At 70.5% G+C, this 18452-nt stretch carries 19 protein-coding genes and 1 tRNA gene; 9 read left to right on the forward strand and 11 right to left on the reverse strand.

The features are described 5' to 3' along the window. Positions 1-2: 2 nt before the first annotated feature. Complete coding sequence (locus ACFQW6_RS11025) at positions 3-998, forward strand: anion permease (protein ID WP_378544561.1); 996 nt, start codon at positions 3-5, stop codon at positions 996-998. Positions 999-1192: 194 nt separating this feature from the next. Here the strand turns inward: ACFQW6_RS11025 and ACFQW6_RS11030 are convergent, their stop codons facing one another. The 6 genes from ACFQW6_RS11030 to ACFQW6_RS11055 form a co-directional block, all read right to left on the reverse strand. Further along, on the reverse strand, positions 1193-2365 hold the full coding sequence (locus ACFQW6_RS11030) for a hypothetical protein (RefSeq protein ID WP_378544564.1): 1173 nt from the start codon (positions 2363-2365) through the stop codon (positions 1193-1195). Positions 2366-2558: 193 nt separating this feature from the next. Beyond that, positions 2559-3329, reverse strand: a complete 771-nt coding sequence (gene pstB, locus ACFQW6_RS11035; RefSeq protein WP_378547531.1) for a phosphate ABC transporter ATP-binding protein PstB — start codon at positions 3327-3329, stop codon at positions 2559-2561. Positions 3330-3448: 119 nt separating this feature from the next. Next, positions 3449-4357, reverse strand: coding sequence for a phosphate ABC transporter permease PstA (pstA, locus tag ACFQW6_RS11040; RefSeq protein WP_378544566.1), 909 nt, complete (start codon positions 4355-4357; stop codon positions 3449-3451). A gap of 55 nt (positions 4358-4412) precedes the next feature. Then, the gene (pstC, locus tag ACFQW6_RS11045) at positions 4413-5348 is read right to left on the reverse strand and encodes a phosphate ABC transporter permease subunit PstC (RefSeq protein ID WP_378544569.1); all 936 of its coding nucleotides are present in this window, start codon (positions 5346-5348) and stop codon (positions 4413-4415) included. A 21-nt stretch (positions 5349-5369) separates the two neighbouring features. Beyond that, positions 5370-6335 (reverse strand): PstS family phosphate ABC transporter substrate-binding protein, encoded by a 966-nt coding sequence (locus ACFQW6_RS11050; protein ID WP_378544572.1) that lies wholly within the window; start codon positions 6333-6335, stop codon positions 5370-5372. Positions 6336-6540: 205 nt separating this feature from the next. Continuing rightward, on the reverse strand, positions 6541-7419 hold the full coding sequence (locus tag ACFQW6_RS11055) for an NUDIX domain-containing protein (RefSeq protein WP_378544575.1): 879 nt from the start codon (positions 7417-7419) through the stop codon (positions 6541-6543). A gap of 40 nt (positions 7420-7459) precedes the next feature. On the opposite strand from ACFQW6_RS11055, the gene ACFQW6_RS11060 reads away from it, so the two are divergent. Next, a complete protein-coding gene (locus ACFQW6_RS11060; protein ID WP_378544578.1) occupies positions 7460-8539 on the forward strand; it encodes a hypothetical protein in 1080 nt (359 codons plus the stop codon). 9 nt (positions 8540-8548) lie between these two features. Here ACFQW6_RS11060 and ACFQW6_RS11065 read toward each other — a convergent pair whose 3' ends face one another. Next, complete coding sequence (locus tag ACFQW6_RS11065) at positions 8549-8710, reverse strand: hypothetical protein (RefSeq protein WP_378544581.1); 162 nt, start codon at positions 8708-8710, stop codon at positions 8549-8551. Positions 8711-8907: 197 nt separating this feature from the next. Then, positions 8908-9111, reverse strand: coding sequence for a cold-shock protein (locus ACFQW6_RS11070; RefSeq protein ID WP_056598399.1), 204 nt, complete (start codon positions 9109-9111; stop codon positions 8908-8910). Between the two features lie 284 nt (positions 9112-9395). Between ACFQW6_RS11070 and ACFQW6_RS11075 the strand changes: the two genes are divergently transcribed. Continuing rightward, a complete protein-coding gene (locus ACFQW6_RS11075; protein ID WP_378544584.1) occupies positions 9396-10937 on the forward strand; it encodes a M81 family metallopeptidase in 1542 nt (513 codons plus the stop codon). On the opposite strand, the gene ACFQW6_RS11080 is transcribed toward ACFQW6_RS11075, so the two are convergent. Together ACFQW6_RS11080 and ACFQW6_RS11085 are read right to left on the reverse strand one after the other, a co-directional pair. Then, on the reverse strand, positions 10920-11648 hold the full coding sequence (locus ACFQW6_RS11080; RefSeq protein ID WP_378544587.1) for a copper homeostasis protein CutC: 729 nt from the start codon (positions 11646-11648) through the stop codon (positions 10920-10922). The genes ACFQW6_RS11075 and ACFQW6_RS11080 overlap by 18 nt on opposite strands. Before the next feature lie 17 nt (positions 11649-11665). Further along, on the reverse strand, positions 11666-12832 hold the full coding sequence (locus ACFQW6_RS11085; protein WP_378544590.1) for an enolase C-terminal domain-like protein: 1167 nt from the start codon (positions 12830-12832) through the stop codon (positions 11666-11668). Between the two features lie 87 nt (positions 12833-12919). Between ACFQW6_RS11085 and ACFQW6_RS11090 the strand changes: the two genes are divergently transcribed. The 3 genes from ACFQW6_RS11090 (at position 12920) to ACFQW6_RS11100 (ending at position 15058) form a co-directional block, all read left to right on the forward strand. Beyond that, complete coding sequence (locus ACFQW6_RS11090; RefSeq protein WP_378544593.1) at positions 12920-13600, forward strand: GntR family transcriptional regulator; 681 nt, start codon at positions 12920-12922, stop codon at positions 13598-13600. Between the two features lie 33 nt (positions 13601-13633). Next, positions 13634-13706, forward strand: a tRNA-Lys gene (locus tag ACFQW6_RS11095). 296 nt (positions 13707-14002) lie between these two features. After that, entirely contained in the window at positions 14003-15058 is a 1056-nt protein-coding gene (locus ACFQW6_RS11100) for a phosphatase PAP2 family protein (protein WP_378544596.1), read from the forward strand. A gap of 17 nt (positions 15059-15075) precedes the next feature. Here the strand turns inward: ACFQW6_RS11100 and ACFQW6_RS11105 are convergent, their stop codons facing one another. Continuing rightward, positions 15076-16563 carry an NAD(P)/FAD-dependent oxidoreductase gene (locus tag ACFQW6_RS11105; protein WP_378544599.1) on the reverse strand — a complete coding sequence of 496 codons (1488 nt, stop codon included), beginning with the start codon at positions 16561-16563 and terminating at the stop codon, positions 15076-15078. A gap of 226 nt (positions 16564-16789) precedes the next feature. Between ACFQW6_RS11105 and ACFQW6_RS11110 the strand changes: the two genes are divergently transcribed. From ACFQW6_RS11110 to ACFQW6_RS11120, 3 genes are read left to right on the forward strand one after another with little or no spacing between them, the layout of a single operon-like run. Next, a complete protein-coding gene (locus ACFQW6_RS11110) occupies positions 16790-17722 on the forward strand; it encodes an ATP-binding protein (protein WP_378544602.1) in 933 nt (310 codons plus the stop codon). After that, positions 17719-18120: a fluoride efflux transporter FluC gene (locus ACFQW6_RS11115; RefSeq protein WP_378544605.1), complete on the forward strand. Its 402-nt coding sequence runs from the start codon at positions 17719-17721 to the stop codon at positions 18118-18120. The genes ACFQW6_RS11110 and ACFQW6_RS11115 overlap by 4 nt, the downstream gene beginning before the upstream one ends. Continuing rightward, on the forward strand, positions 18117-18449 hold the full coding sequence (locus tag ACFQW6_RS11120) for a fluoride efflux transporter FluC (protein WP_378544608.1): 333 nt from the start codon (positions 18117-18119) through the stop codon (positions 18447-18449). Before ACFQW6_RS11115 ends, ACFQW6_RS11120 begins: the two co-directional genes overlap by 4 nt. Positions 18450-18452 lie beyond the last annotated feature (3 nt).

An 18452-nucleotide genomic window follows, 5' to 3' on the forward strand; every position in this document is an offset into this window, starting at 1 on the left:
TGATGGAGCTCGGGATCATCATCGCGGTCGTCGTCGTCGCCCTGGTGTTCGACTACACCAACGGGTTCCACGACGCGGCCAACGCGATCGCGACGTCCGTCTCGACGGGCGCCCTCAAGCCTCGCGTGGCCCTGGCCATGGCGGCCGTCATGAACTTCGTCGGCGCCTTCCTCGGCCAGAAGGTCGCCCAGACCGTGTCCGAGGTGATCGATCCGGGCACCGGGAGCCACGGCCTCGTGATCGTGATGTGCGGCCTGCTCGGTGCGATCACGTGGAACCTCATCACGTGGTACCTCGGCCTGCCCTCGTCGTCCTCCCAGGCCCTCATCGGCGGCCTCGTCGGCGCCGCGGTCGCCGCTGGCGCCACCGCCAACTGGAACGTCGTGGTCGACAAGGTCGTCCTGCCCATGCTGATCTCGCCGGTCGTCGCCTTCTCGCTCGGCTTCGCGGCGATGGTGGGCATCATGTGGGCCTTCCGCCGCGCCAACCCCGGCCGCGCCAACCGCGGCTTCAAGCTGGCGCAGACGTTCTCGGCAGCCGCCATGGCCCTCGGCCACGGCCTCCAGGACGCGCAGAAGACGATGGGCGTGATCTTCCTGGCGCTGCTCACCGGCGGCTACGTCACGGCGTCCGACCCGCTCCCGCTCTGGGTGATCTTCGTGTCCGCCGCGGCGATCTCGCTCGGCACGTGGTCGGGCGGCTGGCGCATCATGCGCACCCTGGGGCGCCGCATCATCCACCTCGACCCCGCGCGCGGCTTCGCGGCCGAGTCGGTGGCGGCGTCGGTGCTCTACTCCACGGCGTACGTCTTCGAGGCGCCGATCTCGACCACCCACACCATCACCTCCGCCGTCATGGGCGTCGGCGCCACCAAGCGCCTCTCCGCCGTCCGGTGGGGCGTGGCTCGGTCGATCCTGACGGCGTGGGTGCTCACCTTCCCGGCTGCCGCCCTCGTCGCCGCGGTCTGCTACTGGGTCGCCCGCATCTTCCTCCCCTGAGGTTCCGTCCCGCCCCTGCCCGTCCGGCGTCGGCGGCGAGCGTCATACGAAGGCGCACCGATGGGTGTCAGTTCGTATGACGCTCCAGACTCCGAACGACCAGCGTCATACCCAGCGACACCCATACGTGCCGATCGGTATGACGCTCACCGGCGGCAACGAAACCAGCGATGGCTGTTGTCGTACGCCGGCGCTCACGCGGCGGGATCGAGTCCTGCCCAGCCGGCATCGAGCAACGCGTGCTCGATCTGGTCGAAGAACTCGTCGGCCGCCACCCGGAGACCGAGGACCGGCACCCGCAGCACCTTGAGATTGCCGAGGGTCACGTCGTTGTGGCGCAGTGCGTCGGCGACGACCTCTTGCGCGAGCACGTGCTGGATACCGTCCACCTCGACGACGATCCCCCACTCGTCCCAGAACACGTCCAGGTAGTAGCGGCCGTCCTTGCCACGTCGCACCACCTGGCGCGACGGCTCCGGTAGGCCGCGCCTGCGACACTCGTGAGCGAAGTCGAGCTCGGCAAGGCTCCGCACCCCGCCCAAGAGGTCAGACACAACGTCCATGACGAGTGTCAGCCTTCGATCACGCTTCACCTGCAGGAGGGCCTGACCGATCCGATCGGCCGGCGCGATGCCCTGCTGGACGACCATCGTCAGCAGCAGCGCGGCCTGCCGGTCACTCCGCGCCCACAGGGCGCCGCGGACAGCGGCGACCTCGGAGCGCGTGCGCGGCGGTCCGCCACCGCGCGCCAGGTCGTCCTCCCTCCACCGGCGTGTCTGCCGTACGTCGACGAGGCGGTCACGGAACACGCGCGCTCCTCGCGGGACAGACACTCGGTGACGGTCGACGTCGAACCCTGTCAGGCCGGCGGCGATCAATGACGTTGCGCCGTCGAGCCGCGCACGGGGGCCACCCGACAGCAGGGCCGACCACAGCGTGGTGTCGATCGGCAGGGGTCCGGTGTGCACCACGACGACGTGCCGTCCCACCAGCTGCCACCGCCGCGCAGCGACGTTCGCCCGCACCTCCGCGCGCGTGAAGCCCGCGGCGTAGAGCTGACGCCGAGACACCGCGCCGGACTGGGCGCGGGCGAGCTGCTCCGCTCGTTGGCGCCGAGCGGCTCTGAGCGATGCCGTGCGAGGGGCGGTCGTCCGGATCATGCCTCTACGGTCGCGACGTCGACGTACCCGCGCCACGCGCCGGCCGACCGCCTGTGGACGACCTGCTCGGGAGGCCCGCTGTGGACGGACCGTGGCCGTCCAGCGGTGGGCGGGCCGCCCCGATGTCATACGAATGCGCGCGCATAGCCACGGCTCGGTATGACGCAGCGTTTCCGGCAACCGGACGTCAGACGAACCCGCACCCATCCGTCCGCTTCCGTATGACGCTGCTCGGGCCACCGGGAGTCGGCGGGGCGGGGTGGTCGGGCACGCCCTGGGGGTCCGAACCCCCGATCGGACACCCAGGACGCTCCGGACCACCCCGACCGTCATCCGGATCCGCACACATTGGTTCGGATCGGTATGACGCCGCGGCGCCAGCCGAAGGCAGAGGAGTGGGTCAGCCGAAGCGGCCGGAGATGTAGTCCTCGGTGCGCTTGTCGTTGGGGTTCGAGAAGATCGTCGAGGTCAAGCCGTACTCGACGAGCAGACCCGTACGGTTGCCGGTCGTCTCGTCCGGCCGCGCGGTGAAGAAGGCAGTGCGGTCGGACACGCGGGCCGCCTGCTGCATGTTGTGGGTGACCACGATGATCGTGTACTCGTTGCGCAGCTCGAGCATCAAGTCCTCGACACGGGCCGTGGCGATCGGGTCGAGCGCCGAGCACGGCTCGTCCATCAGGATCACGTCGGGCCTGGTGGCGATGGTCCGGGCGATGCAGAGGCGCTGCTGCTGGCCGCCGGAGAGCCCGTACGCCGACTGCTTGAGCTTGTCCTTGACCTCGTCCCAGAGCGCGGCGCCGCGAAGCGCCTCCTCGACGAGGTCGTCCATGTTGTCGACCTTCATCTTGGTGACCCTGGGGCCGTAGGCGATGTTGTCGTAGATCGACTTGGGGAACGGGTTGGGCTTCTGGAAGACCATGCCGATGTGCGTGCGTACGGCGATGGGGTCGACGTTCTTCTCGTAGATGTCCTGGCCGTGGTAGAGCACCTCGCCCTCGACGTGCGCACCGGTCACGAGGTCGTTCATCCGGTTGAGGCATCGGAGAACGGTGGACTTCCCGCAGCCCGACGGCCCGATCATGGCGGTGATCTCGTGCCGGCCGTAGGCCAGGTTGACGTCGTGCACGGCGTGGAAGTCGCCGTAGTAGAGGTTGAGGTCCCGTGTCTCCATGACCGGGTTGATCGGAGCATCCGGCAGGCGCCGCTCGGGGCTCGCCTGGACGTCGCCGAACGATGCCATCTCGGGGAACGTGTCGGAGGAAGTGGCAGAAGCCATGTCGTTTGTCTCTTTCACCAGGATCGCTGGAACTTGTTGCGGATGAGGATGGCGAGCGCGTTGAGGCCCAGGATCATCACGAGGAGCACGATGATCGCCGCGGACGCTGCCTGCTGGAGCTCCTCTCGCGACTGCGAGGTCAGCGAGTAGATCTGCATGGGCAGCGCGGTGATGCGGCTCATGACGCCCTCGGGGTCGAAGAGGACCGAGCCCGCGAGCCCCACGACGACCAGCGGCGCGGCTTCGCCGATCGCCCGCGACAGGCCCAGGATCGTGCCGGTCGCGATGCCGGGCACCGCAGACGGAAGCGTCTGGCGCCAGGTCGTCTGCCACACGGTGGCGCCGAGCGCGAGCGAGCCCTGACGGATCTCCTGCGGCACCGCGCGTACGGCCTCGCGGGTCGTGATGATGATGACGGGGAGGATCAGCAGCGCCAGCGCCAGTGCACCGCCGAGCACGATGCCGGACTCCTGGAAGCCGATCAGCGCCATCACCGCCACCGCCAGCAGGCCGTAGACGATGGCCGGCACGGCGGCGAGGTTCTGCAGGTTCACCTCGACGAAGCGGTTCCACCGGGTGGTGGAGTCGGCGAACTCCTCGAGGTAGAGGGCCGCGGCGATGCCGAGCGGGACGGCCATGATGGCCGTGAACAGCATCAGCCAGAGGCTGCCGAGGATGCCGGCCCGGAAGCCGGAGGTCTCCGGGCGGACGATCGACGAGTAGTTCGTCAGGAGGTTCATGTCGAACCTCGGCGCACCGGCGATCGCCGTGTCGATGATGAGCGCGACCAGCACCAGGATGCCGAAGAAGAGGGAGAACCAGAGGGCCAGCAGGAAGATCAGCGACCCGGGGGTCTTCTCCTTGCTCTTCCCGGTCGCGACGCTGCGGGTGACCGTGCGCGCGGTGTGGGTGGCGATGCTCATTCGGGGTCCCCGTTCGAAGCGGAACGAAGTGAGCATTCGAATGGGGTGAATCTCATCAGTAGACCTGCCTGAAACGTCGTACGAAGCGGATGCTGAGGAGGTTCAGCACGAGGGTGATGGCGAACAGCAGCATCCCGACGGCGAAGAGGTTGTTGTACTCGATCGAGCCGACCGGGTTCTCCCCGCCGGCCGTCTGGGCCATGAAGCCCGTCATCGTCTGCATGCCCTCGCGCGGGTCGAGGCTGAAGTTCTTCAGGGCGCCGGCAGCCAGCGCCACGATCATCGTCTCGCCCACCGCGCGTGACATCCCGAGCACCACGGCGGCAGCGACTCCCGAGAGCGCTGCGGGGAAGACGACGCGGAGGCTGGTCTGCATGCGGTTCGCGCCCATCGCGTACGACCCCTGCCGCATCGCCTGGGGCACGGCCGAGAACGCGTCCTCCGAGAGCGAGGCGATCGTCGGGATGATCATCACGCCGAGGACGAGACCGGCGGCCAGGGCGTTGGTGAAGCCGACGCCGATGTTCAGGATGTCCTGCAGGAGCGTCGGCGTGACGAACGTCAGCGCGAAGAACCCGTAGACAACTGAGGGGACGCCGGCGAGCAGCTCCACCGTCGGCTTGAGCACCTTGCGCACCCGACGGGAGGCGTACTCGGAGAGGTAGAGGGCAGCCCCGAGCCCCAGCGGGACGGCGAGGAGCAGGGCGATGACGGTGACCATGAGGGTGGCCGTCACGAGCGGCAGCACCGCGAACTTGCCCTCGAAGGCGAAGAAGTCGCCGAGGGGGACCTCTCCGAAGAAGTGGAGGACGGGCTCGATCAGGGCAACGATGATGCCGAAGGTGATGGCGATCGAGGCGTAGGCCGAGACCTGGAGGAGCATCGTGATGGCTCGCTCGCCCGGGCGGGACCTGCGGCTGAGGTCGACACCGGCCGACAGGCCCGTCCGCGGGGACGGGCCTGTCGCACCAGTGGTGGCGTTGTTGCTCATGTGAGGCTCAGGTGCCTGACGTCAGGAGCCGAGGCTCTCGAGGTTCGACTGCGTCTCCGAGTAGAGCTCGTCGCTCAGCGGGATGAACTGACCGATCTCGGCGATCTCAGCGAGGTTCTCGATGTAGAAGTCGACGTAGGCCGCGGTCGCCGCGTTGTCGGCGTACTTGGCGTTGTTGACGTAGATGAACAGGGGGCGGGCAAGCGGGGTGTACTCGCCGGCCTGAGCGGTCTCGGCGGAGGGCTCGACGCAGCCGTTGCCGTCGTCGATGGACAGCGCCTTGAGCGTGTCCTGGTTCTCCTCGTAGTAGGTGTAGCCGAAGAAGCCGACCGCACCCTCGGTGCCGCCGACACCCTGCACGAGGACGTTGTCGTCCTCCGACGACTCGACGTCGTCACGCAGCGTCTCGGACTCGTCGCCGACGACGTCGGCGGCCATGTAGTCGTAGGTGCCGGAGTCGGTGCCCGGGAAGAAGAAGGAGATCTCCTGGTCGGGGAAGCTCGGGTCGAGGTCGCTCCAGTTGGTGACCTTCGACTTCGGCCCGACGAGCTCGATGAGCTGGTCGGTGGTGAGGCAGTCGACCGCGAGGTCGGGGTGCACCGCGACCGTCAGGGCGTCCGTGGCGACCTGGAGCTCGGTGTACTCCACACCGTTCTCCTCACACACGGCCACCTCGTCCTCCTCGATCGGGCGGGAGGCGTCGGAGATGTCGGTCTGACCCTGGCAGAAGACCTCGAAACCGCCACCGGTGCCGGCCTCGCCGACGGTGACCTGGACGTCGGGGTTCTCCTCGTTGAGGAGCTCCTGGGCCGCGACGCTCATCGGGTAGACGGTGGAGGAACCGTCCACGGACACGCTGCCGCTGGCGCTCGAGGACTCGCCGCCCTCCGAGGTGGTGCCGGCGTCCGCGCCGCCACAGGCGGCGAGGGTGATGGCCAGGACGGCCGCACCGGACACGGCGGCCCAGCGGTGAGAAGTGCGATTCACTTCGTTACTCCTGAATGGATTTCGTGTGTGCTGACGACGAGGACGCTAAGCACGTCAGGAGAACGACCACGGCGCCGTCGGTGAACGCGCGGTGAACTCGGCAGGACCGGTTGGCATCACCCGTTCGGGCGTGCGACGACGATCACATGAAATCGTCCCGGCAGGCTTGACGAGTGGTGGTCGACGGGAATAGAAGCGACCCGGCTCAGGGCTGCACGTGCTGGGTCGCGACGACGCGGCCCTTGCGGTGGTGCACCACGAGCATCGCCCCTGGGTCGAGCTTGACCTCAGGCACCTCGAGCGCGTCGAACACCGTCGGCAGCACCGGTCGGTGGGTGCACAGCACCGCGCTCCCACGGTCGAGGCCTGCGTCGAGGTCGCCGTCGAGCAGGGCGTCGACGAGGTCGACGACTCCCTCGAGCGAGGCGTCCTCCTGGCTCAGCTCGTCGTAGAGCTTCAGCGGCCAACCCGTCACGTCGGCGTACGGCGTCACCGTCTGCACGCAGCGGGTGCTGGAGGAGGAGCGGACGACCGTCACGTCGAAGGCGGCCAGGATCGGCACCAGCCGCTGGGACTGCGCCTCACCGAGCCGGATGAGCGGTCGCCGCCGGTCGTCCTTCTTCCACCCGTTGCGGGAGCGCGCCGCGGCATGGCGCAGCACCACCAGCGCCCGGGTACGCCGCCGCAGCGGGCGCGCCTCGGCCAGGGTGTCGCGGTCGTAAAGGTAGGTGAGCCGCTGCTGCGCCTCCTTCCAGTCCACCCACTCGACCGCGTCGATCTCCTCGTTGGGGCGGTAGCGACTCACGTCGTCGCTGCCGGCGACCCGGGCGGTCCAGTAGTCCACGGCCTTCCAGCGGCCGTTGGACATCCGGTAGCGCTGCTGCGACAGCGCGGGCCCGAGGCGCACGTCGAGCCCGGTCTCCTCGGCCACCTCGCGCACCGCGGCGGTGACCACGTGTTCCCCGCGGTCGAGCTTGCCTTTGGGGAAGGACCAGTCGTCGTACTTGGGCCGGTGCACCAGGAGCACCTCGCCACCCTTGCGCGTCACGACGGCACCGGCAGCGCGCACGTCGCGGGGCTCCATGGAAGTAGTCTCACACCCCACCCCGACCGCGAGGAGCCCCGTGCCACATCGTGTCGTCCCGCGCGCCGGGACCCGCGGCCGGGGCTGGACTCGCGCCGCGCTGGCCGTCGTGGTCCTGCTCGTCGTGGCGGGCGCCGGGATCGTCGCCTGGCGCGCCCTCGGGCCGACGACCCGGCTCCAGCAGGCGATGGAGCTGGCGCCGGCCGACGCGACGCGCTTCTCCTGGACGGACTGGGACGGCGTACGCCGCGAGCTGGAGGCCGGCGTGGACGCGGACTCGTCGGCCGAGGAGGTCGACGCCTTCCTGGCCGAGGCCTTCGCCGCCGACCTGTCGTCCACGTCGGCGCTCGGGACGTCCGCCGGCGTGATGCAGGAGCAGCTGGGCTTCTCCCCCGCCACCGTCTCGTGGGAGCTGCTCGCCCAGTCGGGCGCGGGAGCGGTCGAGGTGCTGAAGGTCGACGACGACGTCGACATGGACGCGGTCGCGGACCGTCTGGCCGACCTGGGCTGGACCGAGCCCGACGACGAGGACGGCGTGTGGGTCGGCGGTCCCGACGTGCTGGCGGGCGTGGGCTCGACGCTGACCCCCGAGCTGCAGCACGTCGCGCTGCTCGCCGACGAGGGCCTCGTGCTGACCTCCGACCAGGCCCCCTTCCTGGAGCAGGTGCTGGAGGGGGACGGCGCACCCGACGACCTCGCCGACCTCGCGGCGTCGCTGGACGAGCCGCTGAGCGCGGCGGTGTACGACGGCGCGTACGCCTGCGAGCACCTGGCGATGGCTCAGGCCGACGACGACGCGCAGGCCGAGGCCGACCAGCTCGTCGAGGCGGCGGGCGAGGTGCACCCGCTGACCGGGTTCGCCATGGGCGTGCTGCCCGGCGGCGACGTACGGGCGGTGATGCAGGTCGAGGACGCGGACGACGCCGCCGGTGACGCGGAGGCGCGTGCGCGGCTGGCGGCCGGACCGGCGCCCGGGCAGGGCGGGGAGTTCGGCGACAGGTTCTCGGTGGAGCGGGCCGGCTCAGAGGGGCGCGAGGTGGTGCTCGACCTGCGCCCGGCCGAGGGCAGCTACGTGCTGTCGGACCTCACCAGCGGCCCGGTGCTCTTCGCGACCTGCTGAGCGGAGGGATCAGTCCTGCGGCTTGCGCGGGCTGACCCCGAGGAGGCGGTCGATCTCCTCCTGCGACAAGTGGTCGTCGGACTCGCTCGCCGCGATGATCAGCGTCGTCGTGAGCTCGACCTCGCCGAGGAGGTCGCCGTCCTCGAGGGTCACGTCGAACTGGTCGTGCATCGTCACCCTCCTGAGGTTCTCGTCTGTTTGTTGGACCACACGACTTTATGCGCCCGGGCCAAGTCTGACCGACGCGGAAGCGGCGCAACATGACCCGAATGAGTCAAGTGTGCCCCGAAATCGAGTCTGGCCCCACCCCACTGAGGGGGAGGAGCCAGACTCTTGATCAGATCTGGAACAGGTCCAGCGTCAGCCGATCAGAGCGGACGGACGTTCTCCGCCTGCGGGCCCTTCGGGCCCTGGGTGACGTCGAACTCGACCTTCTGGTTCTCGTCCAGCGACTTGTAGCCGTTGGACTGGATGGCCGAGTAGTGCACGAAGACGTCGTCGCCGCCGTCCTCCTGCGCAATGAAGCCGAAACCCTTCTCGGCGTTGAACCACTTCACGGTGCCTTGAGCCATGTGCTCGGTACTCCTGTTATCGGAACGAGAAGCCGTCACATCGACGGCTCCGCATCAAGTGCGGTGACACGTCGCTCCGACTTACAAGCTGGAAAGGCCCGAAGAGGGAAACGCCGTTGGATCACAAACTCCGCGGGCGTCAACCTGCTGGAACTTGCACCTGTTGCAGGACCAACCCTACCAACAAATCGCCGGACGTCACCGGTCGCGGACCACCTGTCGGTGAACAGTCGCCCAACGGACCTGCCGAGCACCCTCCCGGAGGCTCCTGACACCATCCAGAAGTGACCACCGACGTCGTCCTTCCGGCCCTTCCCCGCGTGGCGGTCTGCGGCATCAGCCTCGAGGCGTCGACGTTCTCCCCGGCCCTGACGACGGCGGCGATGCTGGCTCCGCGACGCGGTCGCGAGGTCCTCGACGCGTGGGAGTTCTGGCGACCCGGCGGCGCCCTCTCGGACCGCGCGCGGTGGCTCGGCATCCTCCAGGCGCGCAGCATCGCGGGCGGTGCCATCCCGGCCGACGACTACGCCCTGCTGAAGGCCGAGATCCTCGCCGGCCTCGTCGCGGCCGTGGCGGAGGCGCCCCTCGACGGCGTGGTGCTCGACATCCACGGTGCCGCGAGCGTCGTGGGCCTCGACGACATGGAGGGCGACCTCGCGGTCGCCGTACGTGGTGTGGTGGGGCCGGACTGCCTGATCAGCAGCGGGATGGACCTCCACGGCAACGTGTCGCGCACGCTTGCCGAGACGCTCGACCTGCTGACGACGTACCGCACGGCGCCGCACATCGACTGGCAGGAGACGAAGGAGCGAGCCGCCCGCAACCTCCTCGACCGGATCGCGCTGCCGCCGGGGCACCGCCGCCCTGCCAAGGCGTGGGTGCCGGTGCCGATCCTGCTGCCCGGCGAGATGACCAGCACGCGCCAGGAGCCGGCGACGAGCCTGTACGCCCGTGTGCCCGAGATCGAGGCGCTCGACGAGATCCTCGACGCGGGGATCTGGATCGGCTACCCGTGGGCCGACGAGCCGCGGAACGGGGCGGTCGTGGTCGTGGTCGGCGACGACGCCGACCTGGCGATGACCGAGGCGACCTCGCTCGCCCGTCAGCTGTGGGAGCGGCGCGAGGAGTTCGGCTTCGTCGCGCCGACCGGGTCGCTCCATGAGGTGCTCGCCGCAGCCCTCGCCTCGCCGGTCACGCCCTACTTCGTGTCCGACTCCGGCGACAACCCCACGGCCGGCGGCGCCGGCGACGTGACCTGGACGCTGGCCGAGCTGCTGGCGAGCGAGGAGCTGGCGGCGAGCGGCAGGCGCGCGATCTACGCCTCCATCCCCGACGCCACGGGCGCGCTCGCGGCAGCAGAGGCCGGAGTCGGCGCCGACGTACGCCTCACGGTCGGCGCGCGGGTCGACGCCCGTCCGGCCCCACCGGTCGAGGTCGACGGCACGGTGGTGGCGGTCGTGCCGTCCGACGACAACCTGGAGGTCGTCGTGCGCACCGCGACGGTCGACGTCGTCGTCACCCGCCGGCGCCGGCCCTACCACCTCGAGCAGGACTTCACCCGGCTCGGCCTCGACCCGCGCAGCGCCGACATCGTCGTGGTCAAGATCGGCTACCTCGAGCCCGAGCTCTTCGACATGGCCGCCGACTGGATGCTGGCGCTCACCCCGGGTGGCGTCGACCAGGACCTGGCGCGGCTCGGTCACCGGCGGGTCCGGCGCCCGATGTTCCCCCTCGACGACGTCAGTGGCGTCGACCCGCTCGCGGACGCCGAGCTGTTCCCCGGCGACACCTGTTCCGACGACCCGGGCCTACCTGCCGAGGGCTGACATCACCTCGGCCAGCACCTCGGCGCTGGTCACGCTGCGGCGCCCGTCGTCGTAGCCGGCGGACGACCCGGCTGCCACGACCGTCCCCGGGGCGCGCAGGTGCACCTCGCGGGCGCCGGTCTCAGCGACGATGCGGGCCGCGTTCGCGGGTCGTACGCCGCCCCCGACCGCGATGCGCACGTCGTCGCCGCCGCGCCGCACCAGGTCGGCCAGCTCCGGGAGGTGGTCGATCGCCGGACCGGGGCCACCCGAGGTCAGGACGCGGGAGACGCCGAGGTCGGCCAGCAGCGCCAGCGCCGACGGCTGGTCCGGCACGGAGTCGAAGGCCTTGTGGAAGGTGACCGGTGCGTCGCCGCTCGCGGCCACGAGTCGTCGTACGGCACCTGCGTCGACGTCGCCGTCGGGCGTCAGCGTCCCGACGACGAACCCGAGCCGGGCCGACCCGGCGAGCGCCTCGCGCACCGCCTCGATGTCGGCGACCATGACCTCGACCTCCTCTGGGGAGTGCACGAAGTCGCCGGGCCGGGCACGCACGAGCACCCGGATCTCGAGCCCCTGCGCGGCGGCCGCGCAGTGCCGCACGAAGCCGATCGTCGGGGTCGTGCCGCCATCAGCCAGCCCGGCGCACACCTCCAGGGCGTCCGCACCCGCTGCTGCGGCGAGCGCGGCGCCCCCGACGTCCTCGAGGCAGATCTCGACCAGGGTGTCCATGGCCCCACGCTAGGGCGTCACGCGTGCAGGTCGCGCAGCACGCGGTGGAAGGCGGCCTTGCCCTCGAAGCCGATGCCGGGGCGGTCGTCGAGCCGCACCCGTCCGCCCTCCACCACCGCGTCGTCCGCGAAGCCCCCGGTCGGCTGGAACTCGCCCGGGTAGGACTCGTTGCCGCCGAGCCGCAGGGCGGCGGCGATGTGGAGGGAGAACTGGTGGCCGCCGTGCGGGATGCAGCGGCGTGAGGACCAGCCGTGCTGGGCGAGCATGTCCTGGATGCGGCGGTACTCCACGAGGCCGTAGCTCAGGGCCGGGTCGACCTGGATCCAGTCGCGGTCGGGCCGCAGCCCGGCGTAGCGGACGAGGTTGCGGGCGTCCTGGAGGGAGAACAGGTTCTCCCCGGTGGCGATGGAGCCGCGGTAGTGCTCGGCGAGGGTCGCGTTGAGCCGGTAGTCCAGGGGGTCGCCGACCTCCTCGTACCAGAACAGCCCGTAGGGGTCGATCGCCCGGCCGTAGGCCAGCGCGGTGTCGAGGTCGAAGCGTCCGTTGACGTCGACCGCCAGCCGCGACCCGTCGCCGCCGAGCACCTCGATCACGGCCTCGATCCGGCGCAGGTCCTCGGTCAGGTCGGCGCCACCGATCTTCATCTTGACCACCTCGTAGCCGGCGTCGAGGAAGCGGCGCATCTCGTCCTGCAGGTCGCCCAGCGTCTTGCCGGGCGCGTAGTAGCCGCCGGCTGCGTAGACGAACACCGAGTCGTCGGACCCGCCGTCGCCGTAGTGGTCGGCGATCCAGCGGTGCAGCGGCACGCCCGCGACCTTGGCCGCGAGGTCGTGCAGCGCCATGTCGACCACGCCGACGGCGACCGACCGCTCGCCGTGCCCGCCGGGCTTCTCGTTGCGCATCATGGCGTCCCAGGCCGCGCTCGGCGACAGGCCGCCCGCCTCGTCGAGGAGGCTGTCGGGATCGGCCTCGAGGAGCCGCGGCAGGATCCGGCGGCGCAGGATCTCGCCCGCGGAGTAGCGGCCGTTGGAGTTGAAGCCGTAACCGACGACCGGCTCGCCGTCGACCACCACGTCGCTCACCAGCGCGAGGACCGAGCAGTCCATCGTCGAGAAGTCGATGAAGGCGTTGCTCATCGACGAGCTGATCGGGATGACGCCCTCGTGGGCGGAGACGATCCTCATGGCATGGCTCCAGTTCTTATAAGATGCGAGGTCCAAACCCTACGCGCATCGACCGTCGATCACCAATCGGTCTTATAAGATGACCGGGTGACCGCTCCCCTCTTCAGCAGCAAGGCCGACGTCGCCTACGCGCGCATCCGCCAGCAGATCCTCGACGGCTCGCTGGAAGCCGGCTCACCCCTGGCGCAGTACGAGCTCGCCGCCGAGCTGGGCATCAGCATCACGCCGCTGCGCGAGGCCGTACGCCGACTCAGCGGGGAGGGATGGATCCGCCTCGACACGCACCGCAACGCGCGCGTCGCCGAGCTCGACCTCCACGAGGCCCGCCAGCTGCTCGAGGCCCGGCGTGCCCTCGAGCCGGCCGCCGTCGCCCTGGCCGCCGAGCGCCGCACGGACGCCGACGTCGTACGGATGCAGGCAGCGCTGAAGCGGCTGAAGCCCGTCACCCGGAGGTGGGGTGAGACGGCGCTCGCAGCGCACCGCGAGGTGCACCGCGCGCTCTACTCCGCCTCGCACAACGACGTCGTCGTCCGCATGCTCGACGACCTCTGGGACAAGTCCGACCGCTACCGACGCGTGGGTCTCCAGCTGCCGCCGGGCGGGGAGGACCGCACCCGCGACTTCGAGGAGCACCACGAGCTCGTCAGGCTCGTGGTCGACGGTGACGCCCCTGGCGCGTCCGAGCTGATGACCGCCCACATCGACCACAGCCTCGCTGCGGCCGTGCTCTCCGCGGACGCCTCCTCAGCCCGGCAGAACGCACTCTGAGAGGATCACCCCACGCGTGGGGAGACCTGCCGCGGGCCTCTAGCTCAATTGGTAGAGCACCGGACTTTTAATCCGTTGGTTCAGGGTTCGAGCCCCTGGAGGCCTACCGGGTGTGTACCGGCCGGGCCGGCAAACAGCGGCGCGACCTGAACGGGGGGGTGGTCGCGCCGCTGCCTCCTGCTGGAGCCACCACGTCACGCTCATGTGCCCCGGCGGGAGGTCGGGACACGGCCGGTGACGGGCCGCTCACCACACTCAGCGCCGCGGACGCCGGAGGCGTTACGGGCGCCGCAGTCCTTTTTTCGGAGGGGACACGCGGCGCGTCGGCAACCTCCCCGGAAAGGGTTTGGCGCGATTGGGGAGAATGGGCCCTCACGCCCGCCCCTGCACCACCGGAGTCACATGTCCGCGCCATCGTCTGCTGTCCTCGACGCCACCACCGGTAGCCAGGGCAGCAAGCGTCGGCCCTACGCGTTCCTGCTGGCCAACGCCGCGCTCATCGGTGCCGTCACGTTCGTCGCCAGCTGGATGCTCGACCGGCCGGTGGCCGACCCCGAGGGCAGCTTCCTGGGGCCCTCGTGGGTCCGGCTTCCGGTGCTGTGCCTGACGGCGATCGTCGTCGACCTCCTCCCCCGCGCGCTGTGGCAGGGACGGCTCGACCCCGCCCGAACCGCCGCCGCGGTCCGACACCGCGTGCGCACGCACTGGACCCGCGTACGCCTGCAGCTCGTGGTCATCGGGATCTCGGGCTTCTACGTCGTGTACGTCGCCTACCGCAACCTGAAGTCGCTGCTCCCGCTGGTGCGGGACGGGAAGTACGACAGCGAGCTGCGCGTGCTGGACCGCCTGCTGCTCCTCGGGCACGACCCCGCGACCCTCATGCAGGACCTGTTCGGGACCGGCCTGTCGGCACACGTGCTCTCCGCCGTCTACCTCGCCTACATCCCCCTCGTCGCCATCCTGGTGACCGTATGGCTCGTCTGGTCGCGCAACATCGGGCACGGCTGGTGGTTCGTCACCGCGCAGGGGATCGCGTGGACCCTGGGCGCGGCGTCCTACTACCTGCTCCCCACCCTGGGCCCCGGGATCATGTACCCCTGGCTGACCAGCGACCTCACGCCCAACGCCACGTCCGAGCTGATGGACTCGCTCGTCTACTCGCGCCACGGGTTCCTGTGGGGCGAGGGCGACTACCAGGGCGTCGCCGGCTTCGCCAGCCTGCACACCGCCATCGCCCTGCTCTGGGCGCTCATGGCGCAGCACACGGTCCGCAGCCAGGTGATCCGCACCGTCTTCTGGGTCAACTTCGCGCTGACGGTCGTCGCGACGCTCTACTTCGGGTGGCACTACATCGCCGACGACCTCGCCGGCGCCGCGATCGCGATCATCGCGTTCCGTCTCGCTGCCCGCGCGACCGGGCACCGGCTGCAGCGAACGCGCGCGGACGCGCCCGGCTGACGCGGACGGCGTACGACTCAGGCGCCGCCGACGCGGTCGGCCGGCACGCCGCGCGCACCGGAGTCGGTGAGCTCGGCCTCGCGGGCCGCGGCCGCCTCCAGCTCCTGGCGACGGGTCTCGTCCATCATCGCGCGGGTGGCGTCGTAGATCCCCGGGTCGGAGACGAGGTCGGCCGCACCGCGACGCAGCCGCGCGAGCGCCGCGCGGGCGAAGATCTGCTGCTCGGTGGTGGTGCGCTCGGAGCGGTTGTTGCTGGCGAAGGTGATCGCCCAGCGCATCAGCGCGGAGACCTGGTTCTTGAAGCCGGTGAGGTAGACGAGGTGGACGCCGAGCCACATCAGCCAGGCGATGATGCCGGTGAGCCGGAGCTTGCCGACCATCGCGACGGCGTCGAACCGGCTGATGATCGCCATCGAGCCCTTGTCGAAGTACTTGAACGGCGGCTGGGGCGGCTTGCCCTCGATCCGGTTGCGGATCTCCTTGGCGGCGTACTTCGCGCCCTGGATCGCGACCTGCGCGACGCCGGGGAGGTTGTCGAGGGCGATCATGTCGCCGACGACGAACACCTCGGGGTGGCCGGGCAGCGTGAGGTCGGGGTTCACCGCGATGCGGCCGGCGCGGTCGAGCGGGGCGCCGGTCTGCTCCGAGAGCGTCCTGCCGAGGGGGTTGGCCTGGACGCCGGCGGCCCAGATCTTGGCGACGGAGTCGATCCGCTCGGTGCGGCCGTCCTTGAACTTGACCTCGAGGCCGCGCTCGTCGACCTCGGTCACCATGCCGCCGAGCATCACCTCGACGCCCAGCTTCTCGAGCTCGGCCTTGGCCTTGGCACCGAGCTTGGCACCGAACGGCGGCAGCACCTGGCCGGCGGCATCGATGAGCACGACGCGGGCGGTGCGCGTGTTGATCGCGCGGAAGTCCTTGTTGAGCGTGCGGTGGGCCAGCTCGGCGATCTGGCCGGCCATCTCCACGCCGGTCGGGCCCGCACCCACCACGACGAACGTCAGCAGGTGGTCGACGTCGTCGCCGCGGGTCGCGCCCAGCTCGGCCATCTCGAAGGCGCCGAAGATCCGGCCGCGCAGCTCGAGGGCGTCGTCGATGCTCTTCATGCCGGGGGCGAACTCGGCGAAGTGGTCGTTGCCGAAGTAGGACTGGCCGGCGCCGGCGGCGACCAGCAGCGAGTCGTACGACGTCACGGTGTCGCGACCCAGCACCTGCGAGGTGACCGTCTTGGCGGCGAGGTCGATCTCGGTGACCTCGCCGAGGATCACCGACGCGTTGTCCTGGCTGCTCAGCACCTCGCGGGTCGGCGGGGCGATCTCGCCCTCGGACAGGATGCCGGTCGCGACCTGGTAGAGCAGCGGCTGGAAGAGGTGGTGCGTGGTCTTCGCGATGACGGTGACGTCGACGTCCGCGCGGCGGAGCGCCTTCGTGCCGAAGAGACCGCCGAAGCCGGACCCGATCACGACGACCTTGTGTCGTGAGGACTGCGTCGCGGGCGAGGTCATGGAAGCTCCTGGGGTCGAAGGTGAGTCGTTCCGTCCACTGCCACGTCCATTCTCCTCCTCGGGCGGGCACGGCGCGAAACGCTGGGCGCGTCGGCTTGCTCACACCACTACCCACACTCACGAAGAACTATGGTGACCGTCGAGGTTTGAACCACCCGCTTCTGGGCAATCATGGCTCCACTGGACTGCCCGCCCCCGGCCCTCATCCCTGTCGAAAAGAGTCCCAGTGCCGCTGACCTCCGAGTTGACGCTGGCGTCCTCGCCGCGCGCTGCGGCCGACGCGCGTCGCTGGGTCGGCGACGTCTGCGAGCGCCTCGACCGGTCCGACCTCGTCGAGTGCGCCGAGCTGGGGGTCTCCGAGCTGGTGGCCAACGCGATCCTGCACGCGGCTGCCCCCTACAAGGTCCGCGTCCGGGGCACCGCCTCGCACCCGCGCATCGAGGTGGTCGACGGCTCCCCCCGTCCGCCGGTGCCTCCCGTCCCGGTCGAGGGCGACGATCTCGACCTGCTGCTCACCTTCGGCCGCGGGTTGTCGATGGTCGCCCAGTGCGCCGTCGCCTGGGGCGCGACGATCGAGTCCGACGGCAAGATCGTCTGGTTCGAGCCCGCGCCCGAGATGACCGACGCGGGGTCGGTCGAGTGGGTCATCGACCACCACGACCGCACCCCGCCCGAGCCGATCAGCGAGGGCGCCCTCGACGTACGCCTGCTCCGCATCGACGTCCCGCTCTACACCTCGCTCAAGCGCCAGTACCACGAGCTGCGCCGCGAGCTGCGCCTCCTGTCGCTCTCGCACCAGTCCGACTACCCGCTCGCCGGCGACCTGACGTCGATGTTCGCCAACTTCGAGCGGCAGTTCCCCGACACCTTCCGCGAGCAGATCGTCGAGGCCGAGACGCGCGGGCTGCCGCACGTGGACGTCGCGTTCCCGATGGTCCGCGAGGCGGGCCCCATCTTCGTGACCATGACCGAGATGTTCGACGTCGCCGACGCGTTCTGCCGGGCGGAGCGACTGCTGTCGATGGCCCGCACGCCCCGCCAGCGGGCCCTGCACAACTGGCTGCTGACCGAGCTGGTCCACCAGCTCGACGGTGCGTCCGCCCGGCCGTGGGACGACAACCCGGGCTCGGCGTCGTCGTCCACGAGCCGGGTCGGGTGACGCGCCGCCCGATCCGGGCCGTCGACGTCCTGCTCGTGGCTGCCGGCGGTGCCGTCGGCGCCGTGTTGCGCCACCTCGTCGACGTCGCCGCGCCCGACACGTTGTTCCCCTGGCCCACGCTGGCCATCAACGTCGTCGGGTCGTTCGTCCTCGGGGTGCTGCCCGTCCTCGCCGTCGTACGCCGATCGCCTCGGGTCGCGGCCACCCTCGGTCCGGGCCTCCTGGGTGGCTTCACCACGGTCTCGGCGTGGGCCGGGCAGACGCGCGACCTCGCCGCCGGTGGCCACGTCGTCGTCGCCGGCGCCTACCTCGCCCTGACCCTCGCCGCGGGGCTGTCCGCCGCCGCGCTGGGCCAGCACCTGTCGCGTCGCCCCGAGCCCGAGGAGGCCCTGCGATGAGCGCGCTCCTCGTCGCCCTCGGCGCCGCGGTCGGGGCTCCCCTGCGCTACGTCCTCGCGCGGCTCGACGGCCACGTCCCGCGCGGGATGCTCACGGTCAACACCGTCGGGTCGGGGCTGTTCGGACTGTTCGCCGCGCTGTCCCTCGGCGAGGCCGCGTGGGCGCTGCTCGCGACGGGCTTCTGCGGCGGCTTCACGTCGTTCTCGACGTTCGCCGTGCAGGCCGTGGAGCGTCCAGCACGGGCCGCCGCCGGCTACGTGGTCGCCACGACGGTGCTCGCGCTCGCGGCCTGCGCCCTCGGCTGGGCGGTCGGCGCCGGCCTGTCCTAGCGA

Origin of the sequence: Nocardioides sp. GCM10028917 (genome assembly GCF_042666175.1) — a bacterium.
GTDB lineage: Bacteria > Actinomycetota > Actinomycetes > Propionibacteriales > Nocardioidaceae > Nocardioides.